At 64.0% G+C, this 21,893-nt stretch carries 18 protein-coding genes; 12 read left to right on the plus strand and 6 right to left on the minus strand.

Features of this window, described 5'->3' with window-relative positions:
- Nucleotides 1–199: 199 nt before the first annotated feature.
- From AC0L2X_RS05330 to AC0L2X_RS05350, 5 genes are all read right to left on the minus strand, one after another.
- Nucleotides 200–664, minus strand: a complete 465-nt coding sequence (locus tag AC0L2X_RS05330) for a Ros/MucR family transcriptional regulator (protein WP_473599346.1) — start codon at nt 662–664, stop codon at nt 200–202.
- Nucleotides 665–828: 164 nt separating this feature from the next.
- Nucleotides 829–1,533, minus strand: a complete 705-nt coding sequence (locus tag AC0L2X_RS05335; protein WP_473599347.1) for an ROK family protein — start codon at nt 1,531–1,533, stop codon at nt 829–831.
- A 19-nt stretch (nt 1,534–1,552) separates the two neighbouring features.
- A complete protein-coding gene (zwf, locus tag AC0L2X_RS05340) occupies nt 1,553–2,929 on the minus strand; it encodes a glucose-6-phosphate dehydrogenase (RefSeq protein WP_473558243.1) in 1,377 nt (458 codons plus the stop codon).
- Between the two features lie 22 nt (nt 2,930–2,951).
- Nucleotides 2,952–3,968 (minus strand): phosphogluconate dehydrogenase (NAD(+)-dependent, decarboxylating), encoded by a 1,017-nt coding sequence (gnd, locus tag AC0L2X_RS05345; RefSeq protein ID WP_473599348.1) that lies wholly within the window; start codon nt 3,966–3,968, stop codon nt 2,952–2,954.
- Nucleotides 3,969–4,068: 100 nt separating this feature from the next.
- The gene (locus AC0L2X_RS05350) at nt 4,069–6,468 is read right to left on the minus strand and encodes a glucan 1,4-alpha-glucosidase (RefSeq protein WP_473599349.1); all 2,400 of its coding nucleotides are present in this window, start codon (nt 6,466–6,468) and stop codon (nt 4,069–4,071) included.
- A 218-nt stretch (nt 6,469–6,686) separates the two neighbouring features.
- Here AC0L2X_RS05350 and AC0L2X_RS05355 point away from each other — a divergent pair, with 218 nt between their 5' ends.
- The 5 genes from AC0L2X_RS05355 to AC0L2X_RS05375 all read left to right on the plus strand — a co-directional run bounded on the left by AC0L2X_RS05355 (nt 6,687) and on the right by AC0L2X_RS05375 (nt 13,457).
- Nucleotides 6,687–7,700, plus strand: coding sequence for an ABC transporter substrate-binding protein (locus AC0L2X_RS05355; RefSeq protein ID WP_352468173.1), 1,014 nt, complete (start codon nt 6,687–6,689; stop codon nt 7,698–7,700).
- Between the two features lie 74 nt (nt 7,701–7,774).
- Nucleotides 7,775–9,268, plus strand: a complete 1,494-nt coding sequence (locus AC0L2X_RS05360; protein WP_473599435.1) for a sugar ABC transporter ATP-binding protein — start codon at nt 7,775–7,777, stop codon at nt 9,266–9,268.
- A 1-nt stretch (nt 9,269) separates the two neighbouring features.
- Nucleotides 9,270–10,244: an ABC transporter permease gene (locus tag AC0L2X_RS05365; protein ID WP_473599350.1), complete on the plus strand. Its 975-nt coding sequence runs from the start codon at nt 9,270–9,272 to the stop codon at nt 10,242–10,244.
- 2 nt (nt 10,245–10,246) lie between these two features.
- Entirely contained in the window at nt 10,247–11,194 is a 948-nt protein-coding gene (locus AC0L2X_RS05370; protein WP_352492256.1) for an ABC transporter permease, read from the plus strand.
- Between the two features lie 193 nt (nt 11,195–11,387).
- A complete protein-coding gene (locus AC0L2X_RS05375; RefSeq protein ID WP_473599351.1) occupies nt 11,388–13,457 on the plus strand; it encodes a 3-hydroxyacyl-CoA dehydrogenase NAD-binding domain-containing protein in 2,070 nt (689 codons plus the stop codon).
- 8 nt (nt 13,458–13,465) lie between these two features.
- On the opposite strand, the gene AC0L2X_RS05380 is transcribed toward AC0L2X_RS05375, so the two are convergent.
- The gene (locus AC0L2X_RS05380; protein ID WP_473599352.1) at nt 13,466–14,278 is read right to left on the minus strand and encodes a response regulator transcription factor; all 813 of its coding nucleotides are present in this window, start codon (nt 14,276–14,278) and stop codon (nt 13,466–13,468) included.
- Nucleotides 14,279–14,393: 115 nt separating this feature from the next.
- Between AC0L2X_RS05380 and AC0L2X_RS05385 the strand changes: the two genes are divergently transcribed.
- From AC0L2X_RS05385 to AC0L2X_RS05415, 7 genes are all read left to right on the plus strand, one after another.
- On the plus strand, nt 14,394–15,530 hold the full coding sequence (locus AC0L2X_RS05385; RefSeq protein WP_473599353.1) for an ABC transporter ATP-binding protein: 1,137 nt from the start codon (nt 14,394–14,396) through the stop codon (nt 15,528–15,530).
- On the plus strand, nt 15,511–16,674 hold the full coding sequence (locus AC0L2X_RS05390) for an ABC transporter substrate-binding protein (RefSeq protein WP_473599354.1): 1,164 nt from the start codon (nt 15,511–15,513) through the stop codon (nt 16,672–16,674). The genes AC0L2X_RS05385 and AC0L2X_RS05390 overlap by 20 nt, the downstream gene beginning before the upstream one ends.
- Nucleotides 16,675–16,721: 47 nt before the next feature.
- Nucleotides 16,722–17,615: an ABC transporter permease gene (locus tag AC0L2X_RS05395; protein WP_473599355.1), complete on the plus strand. Its 894-nt coding sequence runs from the start codon at nt 16,722–16,724 to the stop codon at nt 17,613–17,615.
- On the plus strand, nt 17,615–18,427 hold the full coding sequence (locus AC0L2X_RS05400) for an ABC transporter permease (RefSeq protein WP_473599356.1): 813 nt from the start codon (nt 17,615–17,617) through the stop codon (nt 18,425–18,427). Before AC0L2X_RS05395 ends, AC0L2X_RS05400 begins: the two co-directional genes overlap by 1 nt.
- Nucleotides 18,428–18,439: 12 nt before the next feature.
- Nucleotides 18,440–19,201: an SDR family NAD(P)-dependent oxidoreductase gene (locus AC0L2X_RS05405; protein WP_292657206.1), complete on the plus strand. Its 762-nt coding sequence runs from the start codon at nt 18,440–18,442 to the stop codon at nt 19,199–19,201.
- A gap of 126 nt (nt 19,202–19,327) precedes the next feature.
- Complete coding sequence (gene pcaF / locus AC0L2X_RS05410; protein ID WP_473599357.1) at nt 19,328–20,533, plus strand: 3-oxoadipyl-CoA thiolase; 1,206 nt, start codon at nt 19,328–19,330, stop codon at nt 20,531–20,533.
- Between the two features lie 152 nt (nt 20,534–20,685).
- Nucleotides 20,686–21,717: a BMP family protein gene (locus AC0L2X_RS05415; protein ID WP_352451297.1), complete on the plus strand. Its 1,032-nt coding sequence runs from the start codon at nt 20,686–20,688 to the stop codon at nt 21,715–21,717.
- The last annotated feature ends 176 nt before the right edge of the window (nt 21,718–21,893 follow it).

The following is a 21,893-nucleotide window of genomic DNA, read 5'->3' on the forward strand; positions in this document are numbered from 1 at the left end:
TGCGCTGCCCCTCACCCTTACCCTCTCCCCGTGAGGACGGGGCGAGGGGGTCGCCAGCGTCGCGGTCAAGCCCCTTCTCCCCGTTCTTTACGGGGAGAAGTGCCCGGCAGGGCGATGAGGGGCAGCGCCACGATGGCAATTGGTGCTGCTACCGGATGCAGAGACCGCCGTTCGCAGGCCGATCAAATACCAACGAAGCCTAAGCCGTCGCCTTGGCCTTCCGGCCCCGGCCCTTGACGGGTGCGGGCGGGGCGGCTTTGCGGCCGAGGCCGATCGCCTTGGCCAGTTGCGAACGCGAGGCCGCGTAGTTGGGGGCGACCATCGGGTAGTCCGACGGCAGGCCCCATTTGGCGCGATAGGCGTCTGGCGTCAGCCCGAAATGGACGCCGATATGGCGCTTCAAGGATTTGAACTTCTTGCCGTCCTCGAGACAGATGATGTAGTCCGGCGTCACCGATTTCTTGGGATTGACGGCAGGCGTCAGCGGCGCGGCGACCGGCACTGCCGGTTGCCCGAGCCCGCCTATGGAGGCGCTGACGCTGGCGATGAGATCGCCGAGGCCGGAAGCCGGCAAGCGGTTCTTCTCGACATATGCGGAGACGATATGGGCGGTCAGCTCGAGCAGGTCGATGTCTTTGCGAGCGTTGTTGGTGTCGTCGATCAATCTATTTCTCCGTCCGTGGGGGTCGCAGAAATTCCTAGTCGGCAAATCTGCGCAATGCAATGACGCCGCACCACGTCACACATTATTTTGAATAATAATACTAACGGCAGCGCGGGATTAACAACCCTGAGCCGGTGCTCGATAATATCAGACAATCAGCAATATCAGATAATCAGGGATTTGTCGCGCCATAGTCGAAATCCGCCCTCGAAGGCGCGTGTGTTGTCGCCGCGTCTGCAATCGGCGGGCAAGTCGGCGAGTTCATCGACATTGCCGCCACCGATGACCACGTAATCCGGCTGCATGGCGGCGCGAAGCCGGTCGACCATGTCGAAGACGTGTTTGCGCCATTTCTTCTTGCCGCGCTTTTGCAAGCCGCGTTCGCCGACATAGTCTTCGAAACTGCCGCGCTTCTTGTAGGGAAGATGGGCAAGCTCCATCGGCTGGGCGACATTATCGACGATCATCGCGGCCCCCAGGCCGGTGCCGAGGCCAAGGAACAGCATGCGGCCGCCCTCATAACTGCCGATGGCCTGCATGAGCGCGTCGTTGACGACTTTCACCGGCTTGCCAAACTCGGCGGCGAAATCGCAGCCGACCCAGCCCTTGCCGAGATTGGCGGGTTCGGTCAGCGGCCGGTTGTGGTGCACCGGGCCCGGATAGCCCATCGAGACGACATCGTAGTGCAGCCCTTCGGCGAGCGTCTTCACCGCCGCGACCATCCGCTGCGGCGTCAGCTCCGGTCCGGAAGCGGTCTTGTGCTCGTCGCCACCGGCGCTGGTGCGGATCTTGACGTGCGAGCCGCCGATATCGATCGCAAGCACGATCTTTTCGGCGTCGGGTGCCGGTTGCTTTACTGCTTTCGCCATGGCCGTCGCCTCCCAGAAATCATGTCGCTGGATTGATCCAGCCGTTCGGCGGCCCGAATCCAGCCATCGCTTCGGCCGGCCCCCACGTCTTTGGCGCGTAGATAGGCGGCGGCGTGGTGTCGCCGAGCACCGGACCAACGATGCGCCAGGCGAGCTCGCTGGCGTCCTGGCGGGTGAACAGCTGGCCGTTGCCGTTCATGGCGTCGCCGATCAACCGCTCGTAAGGCGGCATGTCGCCCTTCGAATCATCGAGCGCAGTGAGCTCGACCTGCTCGCCGACCATGTCGTCGCCGGGTGCCTTGCGCCGAGCTCCGATCGAGATCGCCACCTGCGGATCGATGCGGAAGCGCACGTGATTGCAGTCGCCGGGCTTGATTGGATCGAAGACGTCGAGCGGCGGCCGCTTCAGCCGCACGATGACCTCGGTGGCGTGCACCGGCAGGGATTTGCCGGCGCGGATGAAGAACGGCACATCCTGCCAGCGCCAGGTATCGACGAAAAAGCGCACCGCCGCGAAGGTCTCGACCGGCGAGTTCGGCGCCACGCCGGGCTCGTTGAGATAGCCGTCGAACTGGCCGCGCACGACATCGTCCCTGGTCAGCGTCCGGATCGCCCGCAGCACCTGCACCTTCTCGTCGATCAGATCGTCGGCCGAGCGGCCGACCGGCGGCTCCATGGCGAGCAGCAACAGGATATTGAGCAGGTGGTTTTCGATGACGTCGCGGATGCAGCCGACCTCGTCATAGAAACGGCCGCGGCCCTCGACACCGAAATCTTCGGCCATGGTGATCTGTACGCTCTCGACGTAATTGCGATTCCAGATCGGCTCGAGGAAGGAATTGGCGAAGCGGAAATAGAGCAGGTTCTGGATCGCCTCCTTGCCGAGATAATGGTCGATGCGGAAGATCGACTTCTCGTCGAAGACCAGATGCAGCACCCGGTTCAGCCAGCGCGCCGACTGCAGATCGTGGCCGAACGGCTTTTCCACCATCAGGCGCGCGCCCTGGGCGGCGCCCGACTGCTCCAGCCCCTGGACGACCACCTCGAACATCGCTGGCGGCACCGCCAGATAATGCAGCGGCCGCTCAGCGCTGCCGAGCGCGGTCTTCAGCTTCTCGAAGGTCGCAGGCGCCCGATAGTCGCCGCTGACATAGCGCAGCAGCGATGCAAGCCTGGCGAAGATCTTGTCGTCGATGCTTCCCAAGGCGTTGACGATGCCGTCGCGGGCGCGCGCCTGCAGCTTGGCGAGGTCCCAGGGATCGAAGGCGACGCCGATCACCGGCTCGTTCAGCGTTCCCTTGGCCACCATGGCGTAAAGGGCGGGGAAGATCTTCTTGTGGGCGAGATCACCGGTGGCGCCGAAAAGCACCAGCGTGTCCGATCGTTCCTGGCTCATCGGCGTGCCTCCCTGTCGCCCGTCATGAGCCGGCCTTCGGTTTTTCGACATGGCCGCCAAAGGCATAGCGCATGGCGGACAGAAGCTTGTCGGCGAATTCGGATTCGCCTTGCGAGGAGAACCTGTCGAACAGCGCCGAGGACAGCACCGGCGCCGGCACGCCGGTGTCGATCGCCGCCTTCAGCGTCCAGCGGCCTTCGCCGGAATCCGAGACCCGCCCGCCGAACTGCGTTAGCGACGAATCGGCCTTCAGCACGCCGGCCGTCAAATCGAGCAGCCAAGAGCCGATGACGCTGCCGTGCCGCCAGACCTCGGCCACTTCGGAGATGTCGATGTCGAACTGGTAATATTGCGGGTTTTCGAGCGGGCTGGTTTCGGCGTCGGCGGTGCGCTGCCTTTTGCCGGCATTTGCCGACTTCAGGATGTTCATGCCTTCGGCATAGGCGGCCATGACGCCATATTCGATGCCGTTATGGACCATCTTGACGAAATGGCCGGCGCCGCTCGGCCCGCAGTGGAGATAGCCGAAGGGAGCGGTTCCGGCGCCCTTGGCGGGGGCGGGCGAAGCGGCGTCGACGCCGGGCGCCAGCGTTGCGAAGACCGGATCGAGATGCTGGACCGCGCTGTCGGGGCCGCCGATCATCAGGCAGTAGCCGCGCTCGAGGCCCCAGACGCCGCCGCTGGTGCCGACATCGACATAGCTCAAGCCTTTCAAGGCGAGGCGCGCGGCGTGGTCGACGGCCTCGTGGTAATAGGAATTGCCGCCGTCGATGATGATGTCGCCCGGCTCCATCAGGGCAGCCACCTGGTCGACGATCTTGCCGGTGATCGCCGCCGGCAGCATCAGCCAGGCGCTGCGCGGTTTCGCCAGCTTGCCGACGAACTCCTCCATCGAGGCGGCTCCGACCGCGCCGGCGCTCACAAGCGCCGCGACGCTCGCCGGGTTGATATCGTAGACGACGCATTCGTGGCCATCGCGCAGCAGGCGCCGAACCATATTGGCGCCCATCCGGCCCAGTCCCATCATTCCTATCTGCATGGTCTCGTCCTGCCTTACTTGAGGGATCGATGATCTAGTGGCGCTGTTATTGAAGCATGATCTCTTCCGAAAACCGGTCTCCACTTTGCGGGATCATGCTCTATCCGGTATCGCCGATGCCGACAGAAAAATCAGCGTTCTCCCAACGGTCGGCATCGGACCAGAAGAATGTGAAGACAATGCTATTGCCCAGAGCAAGCTCGGCAACCGGCAATTCCGCAAGATGGATCCCGAAAGCGTTCGCGGCGGTCTCGGTGTCATGGACGGTTGCCCAATTGTCGCTGCTCCAATGAACCACCGCCCGGGCCAGAAGTTCGATGCGCAGCGCCTTGCCTGCCGGCATGGTACGGATCTTGTGGTTGAAGCGCCATGCCCTGAAGCGCGACACCGTCCTGCCCTCGATATAGCGCTTGACGCCTTGTGGCGGCATGTCGAATACCGTGCCGTCGCGCAGCGACCGCAGCAGCTTGATGTGCTCTGAATGCGCCCAGACCAGCGGCTTGGCGCTGCCGGAGGGCCCGCCATGCCGCAATTCGCGCTCCGGCATGTCGGGACCGTCCCAGACCTGCTCCGGCAGCAGGCCGCCCGGCCCGGCAGAGATCTCGAACGTCCTGAGCAAGCTTGCCGCGCTATCCCTACGGCCTGCCGCCAGCTCGTAATGGGCGCGCTCGCCGACCAGAAGCGGCCAGGGCCGACCCTGGCCGGTTCCATCGAAGGGCGCGCCGTCGGCATGCTCGCCATAGCCATCGCCATTGTAGCGGTACCAGAGCGGGCCCTGCGGCAGTTCGCAGCGCAATCGCGCGTCGATGACCTTGACCGTGTCGAGGATGCGCGGATCGTCGGCTGCCCTCAAACCGAAGCGGACCAGCGCCAGCGCATCCGGGCTGACGATCGCTTCGGCCGGGTGGTCCGCATCGCCGGGTGGGCGGTTCTTGATCGGTACAAAGCCGTCCTTCGGCGATGCCGCGCCGGCGGTGTCGGGCGGGGCGATGCGGACATAATAGCCTTCGACGCCGGCTTGCTCGCATGCGGCGGTGCCGGCGACATAGGTCCAGCGCTCGATCTGATCGTTCCAGACATCGGCGGTCTCGCGCAGATAGTTTGCCGGCTCTGTTTTGCCGGCGGCATCGAACATGTCCGCAGCCGCAAGCAGCGCAGCGATCTCGACCGCAAGCGTGAATGGGCTGTAGCCGGCGTCTTCCTCCCAGCGGTCCTCGCCGGTGACCGGGCCGTTGCACACGACATAGGCGGCAGCGCGCTCGATCATCGGCATGAAGGAGGAGAGTGCGGCAGGCGGCAAATGGCCGGCGCGGCGCAGCGCGTCGGCGAGCAGCAGCGGGAAGGCGCATTCGTCCATCTGGATGCCCGGCCAATAGACCGACCCGTCGAGCCAGGCGTTCTGCGGCCAATGGCCGTCCGGCTGCTGGATCGAGCGCAGATAGAAAAGGATGCGCAAGGCTTCCGCCGGATCGCCGGCGGCGAGGAAGCCGCCGGCGGTTTCGACCAGATCGCGCGGCCAGACCAGGTGATAGCCGCCGAGGTCGTCGTCACCCTTGTTGAAGCCCCACGGGATCGACAGGCTGGCAACGGCGGCTCCGGTAGACGAGTGGTGCGTCGCCAGCACAGCCGTGCTGAGGCGGTAGCTGTTGAGGCCGGACGCCGCATGCCGGTCCAGCGGCAGCAATCCGGCCTGCCATTTGCGCCATTTGTCGATGTAGGAACTGGCTGCGGGCTCAAAGCCTAGCCTCAGGCTGGCGAAAGCAGTCTCCGCCGCCTGTTGCGGCGTCGTGCCGAAGCCCAATGCCAGCAATATCTTTGGGTTCGCAGCCGAAAAGCCGATCTCGCCGGTCAGCGCGACATTGCCGTCCTCGGCCCTGCGGCAGGCCGGATCGAGCCGGCCGCCTTGACGAAGCTGCCGCCAGCCGTCGGAGACGCCGACATAGCCGGCCGCGCACGCCTTCCACGCCAGCGACGAGGCGAGTGCCAGGCAGGTGCCGCGTCCCGATGCAAACAGGACAGCCTGTCCTTCATGGTCGTCGATCCAGGCGGTGTTGCCCATGCCGGCGTTGACGAGGTGCGGCGCCAGCAGCGCGTAGACGCGGTAGTCAGTTGCCGCGCCTTTGAGCGGCGTGAACACAATCTCCTGCAGCAAGGCGGGACGTTCCGAATCCGTCAGGATGCGCTTTTCGATCCTGTAGGTTCCATCGGCTGCGGTGTTGACCAGCCGGTAGGCAGGCACCCCGTCCTCGAAGGGTTCGATGCGATGCTCGGCCTCGCGCTTTTCTTCCGAGAAGTAGCCGTCGGGTCCGGTGACGATCAGCCCCAGATCGCGGGTGCAGGCGCTATCGAGGCGGGGATAGTAGATCTCGTTGAGAATACCGTGACTGATAGTGAACCAGATCGGGCAGGCCGGCGACAGCGCGGTGCCGACGCCGCTCTTGGCGCTCGACGTCCAGCGCGCCGGAATGCCGGGTGCACCCGGGGCAAGGTTCGCTGCCATTCAATCGGTCTCCAGCGCCATCCCTAGACCAGGAGTCGAACCGGTTTCAATGATTGCACCGCAAGTTGATCGCTGGCCATGGATTGCTGTTGACAGCTTGTCGCCTATCTGCATTTGTCTGATAATAGATAAAAAACAAGATTGTGAGCGTATCAGCCAATATCCACCAGCCAGCCATTAACCACCAGTAAGACAGCAACTCACGGGAGGAGTATGACATGAAGAAAATATTCGTTTTGGGCGCCCTTGCGGCAATGCTCGCCGCAGGCACCGCGCTTGCCGACACCAGCGGCAAGAAGATCGCCTTCTCCAACAATTACGCCGGCAATTCGTGGCGGCAGGCGATGCTGGACAGCTACGCCATCGTCACCAAGAAGGCGGTTGCCGACAAGGTGGTCGGCGCCGCGGACGTCTTCACGACGGCCGACAAGGAAGTGCCGACGCAAGCAGCCCAGGTGCAGAACCTGATCCTGCAGGGCTATGACGCGATCGTCATCAACGCGGCGTCTCCGGATGCCCTCAACGGCGCCATCAAGCAGGCCTGCGACGCCGGCATCGTCGTCGTTTCCTTCGACGGCATCGTCACCGAACCCTGCGCCTACCGCGTCGTCGTCGACTTCAAGGACATGGGCAAGCAGGAAGTCGAGCAGATGGCCAAATTCCAGCCCAAGGGTGGCAACCTCCTGGAAATCCGCGGGCTCGCCGGCACCTCGATCGACGATGCCATCCATGCCGGCATCCTCGAAGGCGTCGCGGCCCATCCCGAGTTCAAGATCGTCGGCTCGGTGACCGGCGACTGGGACCAGACCACGGCACAGAAGGCAGTAGCGACGATCCTGCCGTCGCTGCCGGATGTGGTCGGTGTCGTCGACCAGGGCGGTGACGGCTATGGCGCGGCACAGGCCTTCGCCGCTGCCGGCAAGCCGCGCCCGACCATCATCATGGGCAATCGCCAGGACGAGTTGCAGTGGTGGAAGGAGCAGAAGGAAAAGGACGGTTACCAGACCTGGTCGGCATCGATCGCACCGGGCGTATCGACGCTTGCCTTCTGGGTGGCGCAGCAGGTGCTCGACGGCCGTACCGACGTGCCGCACGACCTGCTAGTCCCCTATCTTGCCTTCACACAGGATGATTTCGAGGCCGCGCTGCCGAAGATTCCGAAGGGCGGCGTCGCCAGCCACGAATACACCCAGGAAGACGCCGTCGCGGCGATCAAGGCCAACATCAAGTGAGCATGGCACTATTGTTGCCGCCACGGATAGCCGGGTATCGTTGAGGGATGCCCGAGGCCAGTGCAGACATCATCATGCCGGACGGCGCCGAAAAACCTTTCGGCGCCGTCAGTATGGACATCATAAGACTGGACGGCGCCGAAAAACATTTCGGTGCCGTCAGGGCGCTTGCCGGTGTCGATTTCAGCGTTCGTGCCGGAGAATGCGTCGGTCTCGTCGGCCATAACGGTGCCGGGAAATCGACGCTCATGCATATGGTGGCGGGCACGCTTACCCCGGACGGTGGGCGGATCGCCGTCCGCGGCGGTGTCGAGGCAAGTTATTCCGTGCCGCGCGCTCAGCAGCTCGGCATACGCTGCGTTTTCCAGGAACTGTCGCTCTGCCCGAACCTTAGCGTCGCCGAGAACACGCGGATCAACCACGCCTCGCTTAATGGATTCGGCTGGCGGCGCAAGGCGGCCGATCTGATCGCCGCCAAGCTCGACGAGATCTTTCCCGGCCACAGCATCTCGGCATCCGACATCGTCGGTGATCTTTCCATCACCAGCCGGCAGATGGTGGAGGTGGCGCGCGCCTTCACGGTCACGCAGGAGCCGCTCGAGCTGGTCATCCTCGACGAGCCGACCTCCTCGCTCGACGCGCATACCGCCGGCCAGCTGCTGGCGTTCGTGCGCCGATTCATCGCCGCCGGCAAGAGCTGCATCCTGATCTCGCATGTGTTGGGCGAAGTGCTCGGAAACGCCGACCGCATCGTCGTGATGCGCGACGGCAAGGTGGTCGCCGCCGGGCAGGCCGATCAATTCGACCGAGACAGGCTGGTGACGGCGATGGGCGGAGCGGAGGCGCGCGAGAAGGCCGCAGCAGGGATTGCGAGCGGCAAGCCCGAGCCCGGTCCGCTGCGGGTCCGGGCGCGTCCGGCGCGACAGCAGGACGGCAACGAGCTCGTCGCCCGTGCCGGTGAGATCATCGGCCTTGCCGGACTTGCCGGGCATGGGCAGACCGATCTTTTGCTGGCGATCTTTGCCGCGGCTTCCCGTGCCAAAACCGGCATCGAGGTTACCGCGCCGGTGGCGCTGGTTGCCGGCGACCGCCAGTCGGACGGCATTTTTCCGCAATGGTCGATTGCCGAGAACATCGGCATCCGTTCGCTGGCGCGATTGCGCAACGGGCTTTTGATCTCGCCGCAGCGCGAAGCCGAGCTCGCCCAGCTGTGGCAGCGGAAAATCGGCATCCGTACGCCCGACATGAACAACAACATCTTCTCGCTGTCCGGCGGCAACCAGCAGAAGGCGCTGTTCGCGCGGGCGCTCGGCTCGGACGCCAAGATCGTGCTGATGGACGATCCGATGCGCGGCGTCGACATTGGCACCAAGCTCGAAGTCTACGACCTGGTGCGCGAGGAGGCTCGCCATGGCCGCACTTTCCTCTGGTACACCACCGAAACCGAAGAGCTCGACAATTGCGACCATATTTATGTGTTCAAGAACGGGCGGATCGTCGCCAACCTTCGTCGCGACGAACTGACGGAGGAAAAGATCATCCAGTCCTCGTTCGGCGACGCGGCCTGAGATGACAGCGGTATCTGTCGAGAATGGGCTAAAATCTTCGGCTCGCGCCACGAGGCGGGCGCGGATGCTGCGCAGCCTGCTGCCGGCACTGTCGCTGGCGCTGGTGCTCATCGCCATCGCCTGGCTCAACCCGCGCGCCATCAGCTATTTCGGTTTCAGCCTGATGCTCAATCTGGCGATCCCGATCGCGCTGGCGACGATCGCGCAGATGTTCGTCATCGCCGGCAACGAGCTCGATCTGTCGATCGGCACCTTTGTCGGCTTCGTCGGCTGCGTCACGGCGACATGGCTGAAGGACGCGCCGTTGCTCGGCGTCGTCATCCTGCTCGGGTCGATCGGTGTCTACGCGCTGCTCGGCGCGCTGATCCATCTGCGCAACCTGCCCTCTATCGTGGTGACGCTCGGCATGAGTTTCGTCTGGCAGGGCATGGCCATCCTGATCCTGCCGAAGCCCGGCGGCAAGGCGCCGGACTGGCTGCTGGCGCTGATGGCCTTCAAGCCACCCTTCATTCCGTTCCCGATCATCGCCGCATTGCTGATCGCGGCCGTCGTCCACTTTGGCCTGATGCGCACTTCCTATGGCGTCATCCTGCGCGGATCGGGCGGCAATTCAGCTGCACTGAAGCGCGCCGGCTGGTCTCTGCTCCGCACCAAGATCGCGCTGTTTGCGCTGACCGGCCTGTTCGGCGTTTTGTCCGGCATGGCGCTGATCGGCATCACCACCTCGGCCGACGCCAATATCGGCAATGGCTACACGCTGCTTTCGATCGCCGGCGTCATTCTCGGCGGCGGCGAGTTCGTCGGCGGCCGGGTGTCGCCGATCGGCGCCGTCATCGGCGCGCTGACGCTGGCGCTGGCGGCATCGCCCCTCCTGACGTTCATGCACATTCCGCCCGACTGGCAGGTTGCCGCCAATGGCGCCATCCTGATCATCGTGCTGGCGGCGCGGGTGCTGATCAGCCGCAAGGAGAGGTGAGCATGGCCTCGCTGCGGACGCTGCTCGCCAGACCCTGGATATGGTCGTTCTTCGGGGCGCTGCTGGTGTGGCTGGCGACCATCGCCTTCACCGGCGGCTATGGCGGAGGCGGCATGATCACGGCGGCGCTGTCGCTCGCCGTCTTCACCGTTATCGTCGGCGTCGGGCAGATGTTCGTCATCACGCTCGGGCCGGGCAATGTCGACCTGTCGCTGCCGGCCAATATCGGCCTTGCCAGCGCCGTCGCCATGAAGGTCATGGACGGCAACGATACGATGATCGCGGTCGGACTGGCGGCAGCGCTTGCCTGCGGCATGGCGATCGGTGCCGTCAACTACCTGCTGATATGGGCGCTGCGCATTCCGCCGATCATCGCGACGCTGTCGGCCAGCTTCGTCATCCAGTCGGTCGATATCAGCTATGGGCGCGGCCTGCAGATCAAGCCGCCGCCGGGCTTTGCCGACTTCACCAACTGGCAGGTGTTCGGCATCCCGGTGCTGGCGATCCTCACCGTGCTGTTCACCATCGGCGCCGGCATCGTTTTGCAGCGCATGATCTACGGACGCTCGGTGCTGGCGATCGGCCAGAACATCCGCGCCGCCTGGCTGGCCGGCGTCAATGTCGGCCGCACCCGCTTCCTCACCTACACGCTGTCGGGCGCGCTCGGCGGCCTCGACGGCGCCTTGCTCGCCGGTTATTTCCGCGGCGCCAATGTCGATATCGGCAATGAGTATCTGCTGGCGTCGATCGCGGTCGTCGTCATCGGCGGCACGTCGGTGGCGGGCGGCAAGGCCAATGTGCCGGGGGTCTGGGGCGCGGCGCTGTTCCTGGTGCTGCTGTTGACCATGCTCAACACATTCGGCGTCAGCGTCGGCGTCCGCCTGGTGCTGACAGGGCTGATCATCGTCGGCGTCATCACCGCCGCCGGTGGGCAGAAGGCGCTGCGCTGACCACAGCTTCGTCATCCTCGGGCTTGACCCGAGGACCCATGCCGTGACCTTGCCGAGGAATGCGAACGGAACATTCTGCATCGCCGCGAAACGCAGGCGCTGCGGCGGCGAGCCAAAACATCGGGTTCCCATCCGAGCATTGGCCATGTAAATCCCGTCGCGCTATTGGCCAGCATTATCACATGAGGTTTGCGTGTCCGATTTCGTCAGCACCACAAGGCAGGGCAACGTCGCGGTGGTGAGCATCGACAATCCGCCGGTCAACGCGCTGAGCTTCCATGTGCGCGAGCCGTTGATGCGGGCGCTTGTCTCGCTGCGCGACGAGCCGTCGGTGGGAGCAATCGTGATAGCCTGCGCCGGGCGGACGTTCGTTGCAGGCGCCGACATCACCGAATTCGGCAGGCCGGCGCAGCTGCCGGACCTACGCGCCATCGTCGTCGTGCTGGAAACCATCGCCAAGCCGACGATCGCCGCCATTCACGGCACTGCGCTCGGCGGCGGCCTGGAACTGGCGCTCGGCTGCCATTTCCGTGTTGCCGACCAAGCGGCAAGGCTCGGCCTGCCGGAAGTCAAGCTCGGCCTGCTGCCGGGCGGCGGCGGCACGGTTCGCCTGCCGCGTCTCGTCGGTCCGCCGAAGGCGCTCAGCATGATCGTTTCGGGAACGCCGATCGGTGCGGCCGAGGCGCTCGCCGACGGCCTGGTGGATGCCGTGTTCGATGGCGACCTGACCGCGCAAGCGGTGAGTTTTGCGGCCGACATGGCCGCGAAAGGCGGTCCGTTCACGCCGGTGCGCGACCGCAACGATCGCCTCGACCAGGCCGACTTGCCGGCCTTCGACAAGGAGGTGGCAACGCTTTCCAAAAAAGCACGCGGTCTCGAGGCGCCGGTCGCCTGTGCGCGGTCGGTCCGCAACGCCCTCACGCTGCCCTTCGACGAAGCGCTGGCGGCGGAGCGCGACCTGTTCGTCAAGCTTGTCGCCGGCGACCAATCACGCGCCCAGCGCCATTTGTTTTTTGCCGAACGCGAAGCGGCAAAGATTGCCGGCAAGGATGTCGTCAAGCGCAAGATCGCGCGGGTCGGCGTCATCGGCGCCGGCACGATGGGCGGCGGCATCGCCATGGCGTTCGCCAATGGCGGTCTTCCCGTGACCTTGCTAGAAACAACGCAGGAAGCATTGCAACGCGGACTGGCGACGATCGACAAGAATTATGCCGTTTCCGTCATTCGCGGTTCGCTGAGCGAAGATGCCAAGCGCGAACGGCTTGGCCTGTTCAAGGGTTCCACCGACTATGCCGACCTCGCCGATTGCGACCTGATCGTCGAAGCTGTGTTCGAGGAAATGGCGGTCAAGAAGGAGGTATTCGGCAGGCTGGATGCCGTGGCCAAACCGGGCGCGATCCTCGCCACCAACACCTCCTATCTCGACGTCAACGAAATCGCCGCTTCGACGTCGCGGCCGCAAGATCTCCTCGGCATGCATTTCTTTTCGCCGGCTAACATCATGAAGCTTCTGGAAATCGTCCGCGCCGACAAGACTTCGCCCGACGTGCTGGCGACCATCGTCGATCTGGCACGGCGGATCGGCAAGGTGCCGGTCGTCGTCGGCGTCTGCCACGGCTTCGTCGGCAACCGCATGCTGGCGGCGCGGGGTGCGGAACTGGAGACGCTTCTGCTGGAAGGCGCAATGCCGCGCCAGGTCGACCGGGTGTTCACCGATTTCGGCTGGCCGATGGGGCCGTTCGAGATGAGCGATCTCGCCGGTCTCGACATAGGCTGGCGCAACCGCAAGGCGCGTGGCCAGACGGCCGTGATTGCAGATGCGCTGTGCGAACAGGGGCATTTCGGCCAGAAGACCGGCAGCGGCTTCTATCGCTATGAGAACGGCTCGCGCACGCCGCTGCCCGATCCCGAGGTCGAGGCGCTGATCCGTAACAAGGCTGCCGAACGCGGCATCGCACCGCGGCCAATCGGCGACGAGGAGATCATCGAGCGGACGCTCTATCCGATGATCAACGAGGGCGCCAAAATCCTCGAGGAAAAGATTGCCGTCCGCGCGTCCGATATCGACGTCGTCTGGGTCAACGGCTATGGCTTCCCGATCGGCAAGGGCGGACCGATGTTCTGGGCAAGCCTCGAAGGCGTGGACAAGATCATCCGGCGGCTGGATCACTGGCACCAGCAGACCGGCAAGGACGTCTTTCGGGTGGCGCGCCGGCTCAGGCAGATGGCCGAAACCGGTTCCTGGGACGGCGCTGCCGGCTGAACTTGGGACTACCGAATCCGTGCGTCCATGATCTCGACAAAACGCGCGAACAGACCCGCCTGCGACTTTATCTTGAGCTTGCGGTAGATGTTGCGGCGATGGACTTTTACGGTTCCCGGCACGATTCGCATCGCCCTGGCAATCGATTCCGTGGAATGGCCCTGAAGCACCAGATCGACGACATGCTGTTCGCGCGGCGTCAGCGAAAGGCTCTTCCAGATGTGAGCACGTTCGAACTCGCTGACCGGAGCAATCGCCTCGTCTTGCTTCGTTCCATCCGGTCCGTCAGCCGGAAGGCTAGGCCAGCGCAGCCTGACGAGGCTGATCACCGCAGGCGCCATGTCGCGCAGCAACCTGGCATCGGCGGTTCCGAACGGCCCCGAAGCGCGCAATCGCATCAGCGAGACCACCAGCGCGTCCTTTCCCGGCAGCGGCACGAAGAAGCCGACCTCCTCCGCAAGCCTGGTCTGGCTGTAATAGGAGCGGTAATATTCGCTGGCATAGAAGCGGTCCGGCGCCAGTTCGCGCATTCGCCAAAAGCCTTCCTTGCGCTCGACGGCGGCATGGTGGAACGGGTCGAGCAGATAAGGCCCTTCCTGATAGAGCGCCACGAAGACGTGGCTTTCGGCCGGCGAGAATGTCTCGAACAGCAGCGGTGGGCGTGCGGCGCCGCGATAGCCGAAGATCACGCAATGATCGAAGCTGACATGCTGGCGGAGCCAGGCGACCATTGCCTTGCCGAAAAGCTCGCCGCTCGTCTCCCGCGTCGCAGCGATGAGCGCAGCGAGCCGGCTGTATTCATCGCTGCGCGAAACGCCCAATTTATACCCCTCCAAACGAGAAAATAGACGAAATATACCACCTGGGAGGTATATACTAGCCGCCATTGGCTCTGATAGCGTTTCGAGGTTAGCTAGCCGCAGGAGCCCGCAGCTTTTGACCGCAGTGCCCGATATCGAGTTTCGCGGGGTCACCAAACGCTACGGCAGCGTGACCGCGGTCAGCGGCATCGATCTTGCCATCCCGCCGTCTGCCTTTGTCGCCTTGCTCGGGCCATCCGGCTGCGGCAAGACAACCTGTCTGCGCATGATCGGTGGCTTCGAACAGCCAAGCGAAGGTGCGGTATTCATCCGTGGCCACGACATGGCCGGCACGCCGCCCTATCGGCGGCCGGTCAACATGGTGTTCCAGCAATATGCGTTGTTTCCGCATCTCGATGTGGAGGACAACGTCGCCTATGGCCTGCGCCAGGCACGGCCGCGCCTGTCGTCGCGGGAGATCAGCCGGAAGACAGGCGAGGCGCTCGCCATGGTTCGGCTTGCCGGCTATGGGCGCCGCAAGATCCATGAGCTTTCCGGCGGCCAGCAGCAGCGTGTCGCCCTGGCGCGTGCGCTGGTCAACAAGCCGGCGGTGCTGCTGCTCGACGAGCCCCTGGCGGCGCTCGACAAGAAGCTGCGCACCGACATGCAGATAGAGCTGCAGAACCTGCAGCGCGAGATCGGCATCACCTTCGTCCTGGTCACCCACGATCAGGAAGAGGCACTGTCGATGAGCGATTTCGTCTGTGTCATGAATGGCGGGCGCATCGTCCAGCTTGGGCAGCCGAGCGAAATCTATGACGAACCCGCCGACCTCTTCGTCGCCGACTTCGTCGGCAAGACCAATCTCTTGAGCGGCAAGGTCGTCGGGCTCTCGGGCAAGCTCGTCGAGGTGGCGCTTGCCGACGGCACTGTCATTGCCGCGCGCAAGCGGACGCCGCTAGCTCAGGGTGAAGCCGTTTCGGTCAGCCTGCGCCCTGAATCACTAAGCCTCGGCGCGCCCGGAAGCGGCCGGCTGAACGGCCTTGTCCGCAACCGGATCTTTCTCGGTTCGACCGCGGAATATGCAATCGAGGTCCAGGGCATCGGGACACTGCTCGCAAAGGCCGATCATATGGTCGGCGGCGGAAATCTCTTCAAGCCGGGTGAACCCGTCGCCGTCGGCTTTACAGCCGGAACGCCGCTGGCGTTTCCAGACTCCAAAAACAACGGGACCAACCAGAGGGAAAACAAAAATGTCGAAATCGTATCGTGACGGACTGCCGATAAGCCCTGAGAAATTCGTCGACCAGTTGATGCGCCTCAAGCGCGGCTCCATCGGCCGCCGCGAGTTCCTTGGCCTTACCGGCCTTGGTCTCGCTACCGCGGTAATGGCCCGCGAACTCGGCATCATGCCGTCGCCGGCCTTCGCCCAGGAGGGGCTTGGCGACCGCATGTCGATTGCCACCTGGCCCAATTATCACGACCCGGCGACGTTCGAGAATTTCAAGGCCGAGACCGGCGTAGCCGTCGAGGTCAACGTGTTCGGGTCAAACGAGGAGATGCTGGCCAAGCTGCAGGCCGGCGCCTCGGGCTGGAGCCTTTTCGTTCCGACCAACTACACGATCTCGACTTACAAGAAGCTTGGCATCATCGAAGCGCTGGATATGGCCAAGCTTGCCAATTATGACGGCTCGCAAGAAGACCCGCGCTTCACTGGGGAAGGCACGATCGACGGCGTGACTTACGCGGTGCCGAAGAATTGGGGCACCACCGGCTTTGCCGTCAACACCAAGAAGCTGACCAAGCCGATGACGAGCTGGAAGGAATTCTGGGATACGGCGATGGCGGAAGGCGACGGCCGGACCATGGTTCATGATTACCAGCTGACCACGATCGGCAACGCGCTGAAATATTTCGGCTTCTCGTTCAATTCGCTGAAGCCGGACGAACTCGCCAAGGCGGAGGAATTGCTGCTGAAGGTCAAGCCGCATCTGTTCGCGGTCTCCAGCGACTACCAGCCGTCGATGCGTGCCGGCGACGCCTGGATGACGATGTGCTGGACCAATGACGGGGCGCAGCTCCACCGCGACATCCCCGAAATCGCCTATGTCCTTGGCAAGGAAGGCGGCGAGATCTGGACCGACTTCTACGCAATCCCCAAGGATGCGCCGAACAAGCCTGCCGGCTATGCCTTGCTCAACTATTTGATGAACCCGAAAGTCGCGGTCAAGGAGCACCTGGCCAACGGTGCGCCTTCCACCGATGCGCGGGTCAATGCGCTGCTGCCCAAGGAGGTGCTGGACAATCCGATCCTATATCCGGCGGCGGATCTGCTGAAGCCGCTCGAATTCGGTGCCGCTGCGACGCTAACCGATCCGGGCCGGGCCGAATTGATGGCACGCTTCAAGTCGGCTTGAACCGGGCGGGCCACAGGCTCGATGCAGGCAACTCCCCCGGCGGACAGATGTCCGCCGGCATCGGGGCGGTTTTTTCAATGCGCGGCAATGTCCTTCGTCACAATCTCCTGACTGCCCTGCTGCTCGGTCCGGCGACCGCATGGCTGTTGGTGTTTTTAGTTTTGCCGTTCGTGGCGATCGCCGTCTTCAGCGTCGGCGAGCGGGCGCCGGAAGGCGGCTATCAAGCCGCTTTCACCTTGGCGCAGTACGCCAATCTTCCGGCGCGGGCGACCGCGTTCTGGAACACCATGGTGCTGGCGCCGGCGGGTGCACTGGCCTGTCTTCTCGTTGCCTATCCGGTCGCCTACTACCTCGCTTTGCGCGCGCCGCAACGGTGGCGGCTGATCCTGCTGGCGCTTGTCGTCATCCCGTTCTGGACCAGCCTGCTGATGCGGACCTATGCATGGATGTATGTGCTTGGCGGGCGTGGCATCCCGGCTCTGCTGGCCTATGTCGGGGTCGAGGACGTGCGGCTGATCAACACGCCGGGAGCGGTTCTGCTCGGCATCGTCTATGGCTATCTGCCGCTGATGATCCTGCCGATCTATGTCAGCCTCGAGCGGCTCGACCGCCGGCTGCTGGAGGCCTCCGCCGATCTCGGCGCGACGCCGCTCTCGACATTCCTCGGCGTGACGCTGCGGCTGTCGCTGCCAGGTGTGATGACCGGCTTCTCGCTGGTCATGATCCTGCTGCTCGGCGAATATCTGATCCCGACGCTGCTCGGCGGCGGCAAGGTGTTCTTCATCGGCAATGCGCTAGTCGATCTGTTTCTGCAATCGCGCAATTGGCCGTTCGGATCCGCAATCGCCATCATGCTTGTGGCGGTCTCCGTGGTCGTGCTGCTTGCCGCGAACCGCATTTCGACCCGGCTTTCGGGTGCCCGCCGGGTGGACCTGATCTGATGCGTGCCTTCGTCGTTGCGGTCTTTGCTTTTCTCTACCTGCCGATCGCGCTGGTGGTGCTGTTCTCGTTCAACGCCGGCCACCATGCCAGCGAGTTCACCGGCTTCTCGGTGCAATGGTACGGCAAGGCCCTGGCGAACCCGTTCCTGGTCGAAGCGCTGACGAACAGCCTGTTCATCGCCACGACCAGCGCCTTGCTGGCGGCGCTGTGCGGCACGGCGGCCGCGCTTGGCCTGGCGCGTGTCGGCGCGCGGACGCGAGCTATTTTCGATGCGCTGCTCGGCGCCGCGATCGTCGTTCCTGGCGTTGTCATCGGCATCTCGACGCTGGTCGCGCTGGTCCAGCTATTCGGGGTGGTCAACCCGTTTGTCGCTTCGCTGTGGCCAAACGACCAGCCGCCGCGCCTGGCGCTTGGCTATGGCTCGATCATCGCCGCGCACGGGCTGTTTTCGATGGCGCTGGTGGCGATGATTGTCGGCACGCGCCTCGGCAGCCTCGACCGCAACCTGGTCGAGGCCTCGAGCGACCTCTATGCCACCCCGCTGACGACGTTCCGCAGCATCGTGTTTCCGCAGATCATGCCGGCGGTGATCGCCGGCTTCCTGCTCGCCTTCACATTCTCCTTCGACGATTTCATCGTCGCTTTCTTCGTCGCCGGCGCACAGACGACATTGCCGATCTATGTCTTTGCCTCGATCCGGCGCGGGGTCACGCCGGAGATCAATGCCATCGCGACGATCGTGCTTGTCGCCTCCGTTCTGCTCGTGGTGCTTGCCCAATGGCAACTGCGGCAACGAAAACCATCACACTGAAAGATAAAAAACATGATTCTGAGAGATCGCATCGCCGTGGTGACGGGTGCCGGGTCGGGGATCGGGCGTGCCGGTGCCATGATGATGGCCAGGGAAGGCGCGCTCGTGGTGATCGCCGACAGGGACCAGGCGGCGGGGGAAGCAACCGCTTCCGATATTCGTGCGGCCGGCGGTCGGGCAGAGGCCGTCGCCACCGATGTCGGCGAGGATGCGGCGGTCGAGCAGCTCATTGCAGGAACGCTGGGCCGGCATCGGCGGATCGACATCCTGCACAATCATGCCGGGATCCAGGTCGGCGGCACGCTGACCGAAGTCGGCGCCGACGGCATGGATGCCTCGTGGCGGATCAATGTGCGGGCGCAGTTCCTCGCGGCGAGGCTGGTCATGCCGTCGATGATTGCGCAAGGCGGCGGGGTGATCCTGAATACCGCCTCGAATTCGGGTGTGTTCTACGACCGCGAAATGATCGCCTACGCAACCTCAAAACATGCTGTGGTGGCGATGACACGGCAGATGTCGCTCGACTATGCCAAACACAATGTCCGCATCAACGCGCTGTGCCCTGGCTGGGTCGATACGCCCTTCAACGAGCCGTTCATCACTCAGATGGGCGGGCGGGCGGCGATCGAGAACTATGTCCGCACCAAGATTCCCATGCAGCGCTGGGCCAGCGCGGAGGAAATCGCCGAAGCGATCCTGTTCCTCGTCTCCGACCGCTCGTCCTTCATGACCGGCCAGGCGCTGGTGATCGACGGCGGTGAAAGCATCGGCTGATCCGCCGCTCCCCGCATGTAGGAGCGGAAGATATGCTCTTGGCCTAACGGCCGGCGGCGAGATGTGCTTTCGTCTCAAGAAAAATGCGGCCAACATGGCCGGGCCGGGAAAAGGGAAGGCTGCGTAATGGCCGAGGCCTATATCTGCGACTACATACGCACGCCGATCGGACGCTTTGGCGGTTCGTTGTCCGCGGTACGTGCCGACGATCTCGGCGCGATCCCTCTGAAGGCGCTGATCGAGCGCAATCCAGGCATTGATTGGGCTGCTATCGACGACGTCGTCTATGGCTGCGCCAACCAGGCCGGCGAGGACAATCGCAATGTGGCACGCATGGCGCTGCTGCTGGCCGGCCTGTCCAAGGAGGTTCCCGGCTCGACAGTCAATCGCCTCTGCGCTTCGGGAATGGATGCAGTGATGATTGCCGCCCGCGCGATCAAGGCCGGCGAGGCGGAGCTGATGATATCAGGCGGCGTCGAATCGATGAGCCGTGCTCCGTTTGTCATGCCGAAGGCCGAGACCGCGTTTTCGCGCAATGCCGAGATTTACGACACTACGATCGGCTGGCGCTTCATCAATCCGCTGATGAAGAAGCAATACGGCGTCGATTCGATGCCGGAGACCGGCGAGAACGTGGCGGAAGAGTTCGCCGTCTCCCGCGCCGACCAGGACGCATTTGCTGTGCGCAGCCAGGACAAGGCCGTAGCCGCGCAAGCCAATGGCCGTCTGGCAAAGGAAATCACGCCGGTGATGATCGCGCAGCGTAAGGGCAATCCGGTCGTTGTCGACAGAGATGAGCATCCCCGCGGGGGCACGTCGATCGAAGCGCTGGCCAAGTTGCCGACGCCGTTCCGGCAAGGCGGCACGGTCACCGCCGGCAATGCGTCGGGCGTCAATGACGGCGCCGCGGCGCTGATCGTTGCCTCGGAAGCGGCAGCGAGGAGATACGGACTGACGCCGATCGCCCGCATCCTCGGCGGTGCCACCGCCGGCGTGGCGCCGCGCATCATGGGCATCGGTCCGGTGCCGGCCACGCAAAAGCTATGCGCCCGGCTCGGGCTGAAGCCGCAGCAATTCGATGTCATCGAGCTCAACGAGGCCTTCGCCTCGCAAGGCATCGCCGTGCTGCGCCAGCTCGGCATTGCCGAGGACGCGGAGCACGTCAACCCGAATGGCGGTGCCATCGCGCTCGGCCATCCGCTCGGCATGTCCGGGGCGCGCATCACCGGTACGGCGGCGCTGGAGCTGCGCGAACGCGGCGCCCGCTACGGCCTCGCCACCATGTGCATCGGTGTCGGCCAAGGCATTGCGGTGGCGCTCGAGAGATTGTGAGCAAGGGTGGATTTGCCGGGCGATTTGATGGCGCGCTCCGCCCACTCAAATTTGACCATGTGGACAAAAGCCGGGCACCGCTCCATAGTTCCTTCGCTGATATTCCAGAGAAGAGAGCCGGCTCGACACGGCGCCAATCAGAGGGGCATGCAATGGACAACGGGAAGAGCAGAATCCAATCGAAACGCGAAGGGCTTTCGCGACGCAACGTGCTGGAGCTGGGCGCGCTCGGCCTGGCGGCGGCGATGCTGCCGGGCAGCGCCTTTGCCAAGACCAAGAAGCTGAAAGTGGCGGCGATCTTCGCCACGCCGATCGAGGAGCCGTGGGACAACCAGATCCACGTTGCCCTGCAGAAGGCCGAGAAGGAACTCGGCATCGAATACAAATGGTCGGAGAAGGTGCAGACCGCCGATTTCAGCCGTGTCATGCGCGAATATGCGCAGGGCGGCTATGAGCTGGTGCTGGGCGATGCCTTCGCCGCCGAGCGCGAATCGCGCAGGACCGCCAAGCAGTTCCCGAAGACCGCCTTCCTGTTCGGCTCCGGCGCCGGGCCGGCCGAGCCGAATTTCGGCGTTTTCGACAACTGGATCCACGAGCCGGCCTATCTGTCCGGCATGATCGCCGGAAAAATGTCGAAATCGGGCACGATCGGCGCCGTCGCGGCGATGGGCATTCCGGAAGTGAACCGGCTGGTCAACGCCTTCTTTGCCGGCGCCAGGGAGGTCAATCCCAACATCAAGAAGAAGGTCGCCTTCATCGGCTCGTTCTTCGATCCGCCGAAGGCAAAGGAAGCGGCTGTTGCCCAGATCGACGCCGGCGTCGACGTCATCTATGCAGAGCGCTTCGGCGTCATCGAAGCGGCGGCGGAGAAGAAGATCCTCGCCATCTCCAACATGTCGGACCAGTCGAGCCTCGGCCCCGACACGGTGATCACCGGGCCGGTCTGGGACATGTATCCGACCGTCGAGCAGGCGATCAAGCTGGTCAAGGCCGGCGTCTTCACCGCGCAGGATTACGGCGATTTCTCGCGCATGGCCAAGGGCGGCTCCTACCTCGCGCCCTACCATAAATTCGACAAGACGCTGCCGGCCGAGGTCAAGGAACTGGTCGAGAAGAAGAAGGCCGAGATCCTCGACGGCAATTTCCGCGTCGACGTCGATGAGAATACGCCGGTCTCGGACTGAGATCCCTCCCCCTTGAGGGGAGGGTGGCCCGCAGGGCCGGGTGGGGTCCTCGGCGACGCGCTCCGTCGTCTTAAGTCAAAAGTCGAGGCAGCTGAGGTTACCCCTCCCGCCTCGCTTCGCTCGGCACCCTCCCCTCAAGGGGGAGGGATATCGGCGTCAACGCCACCAGGATCCCG

This window comes from Mesorhizobium sp. WSM4828 (genome assembly GCF_055811175.1).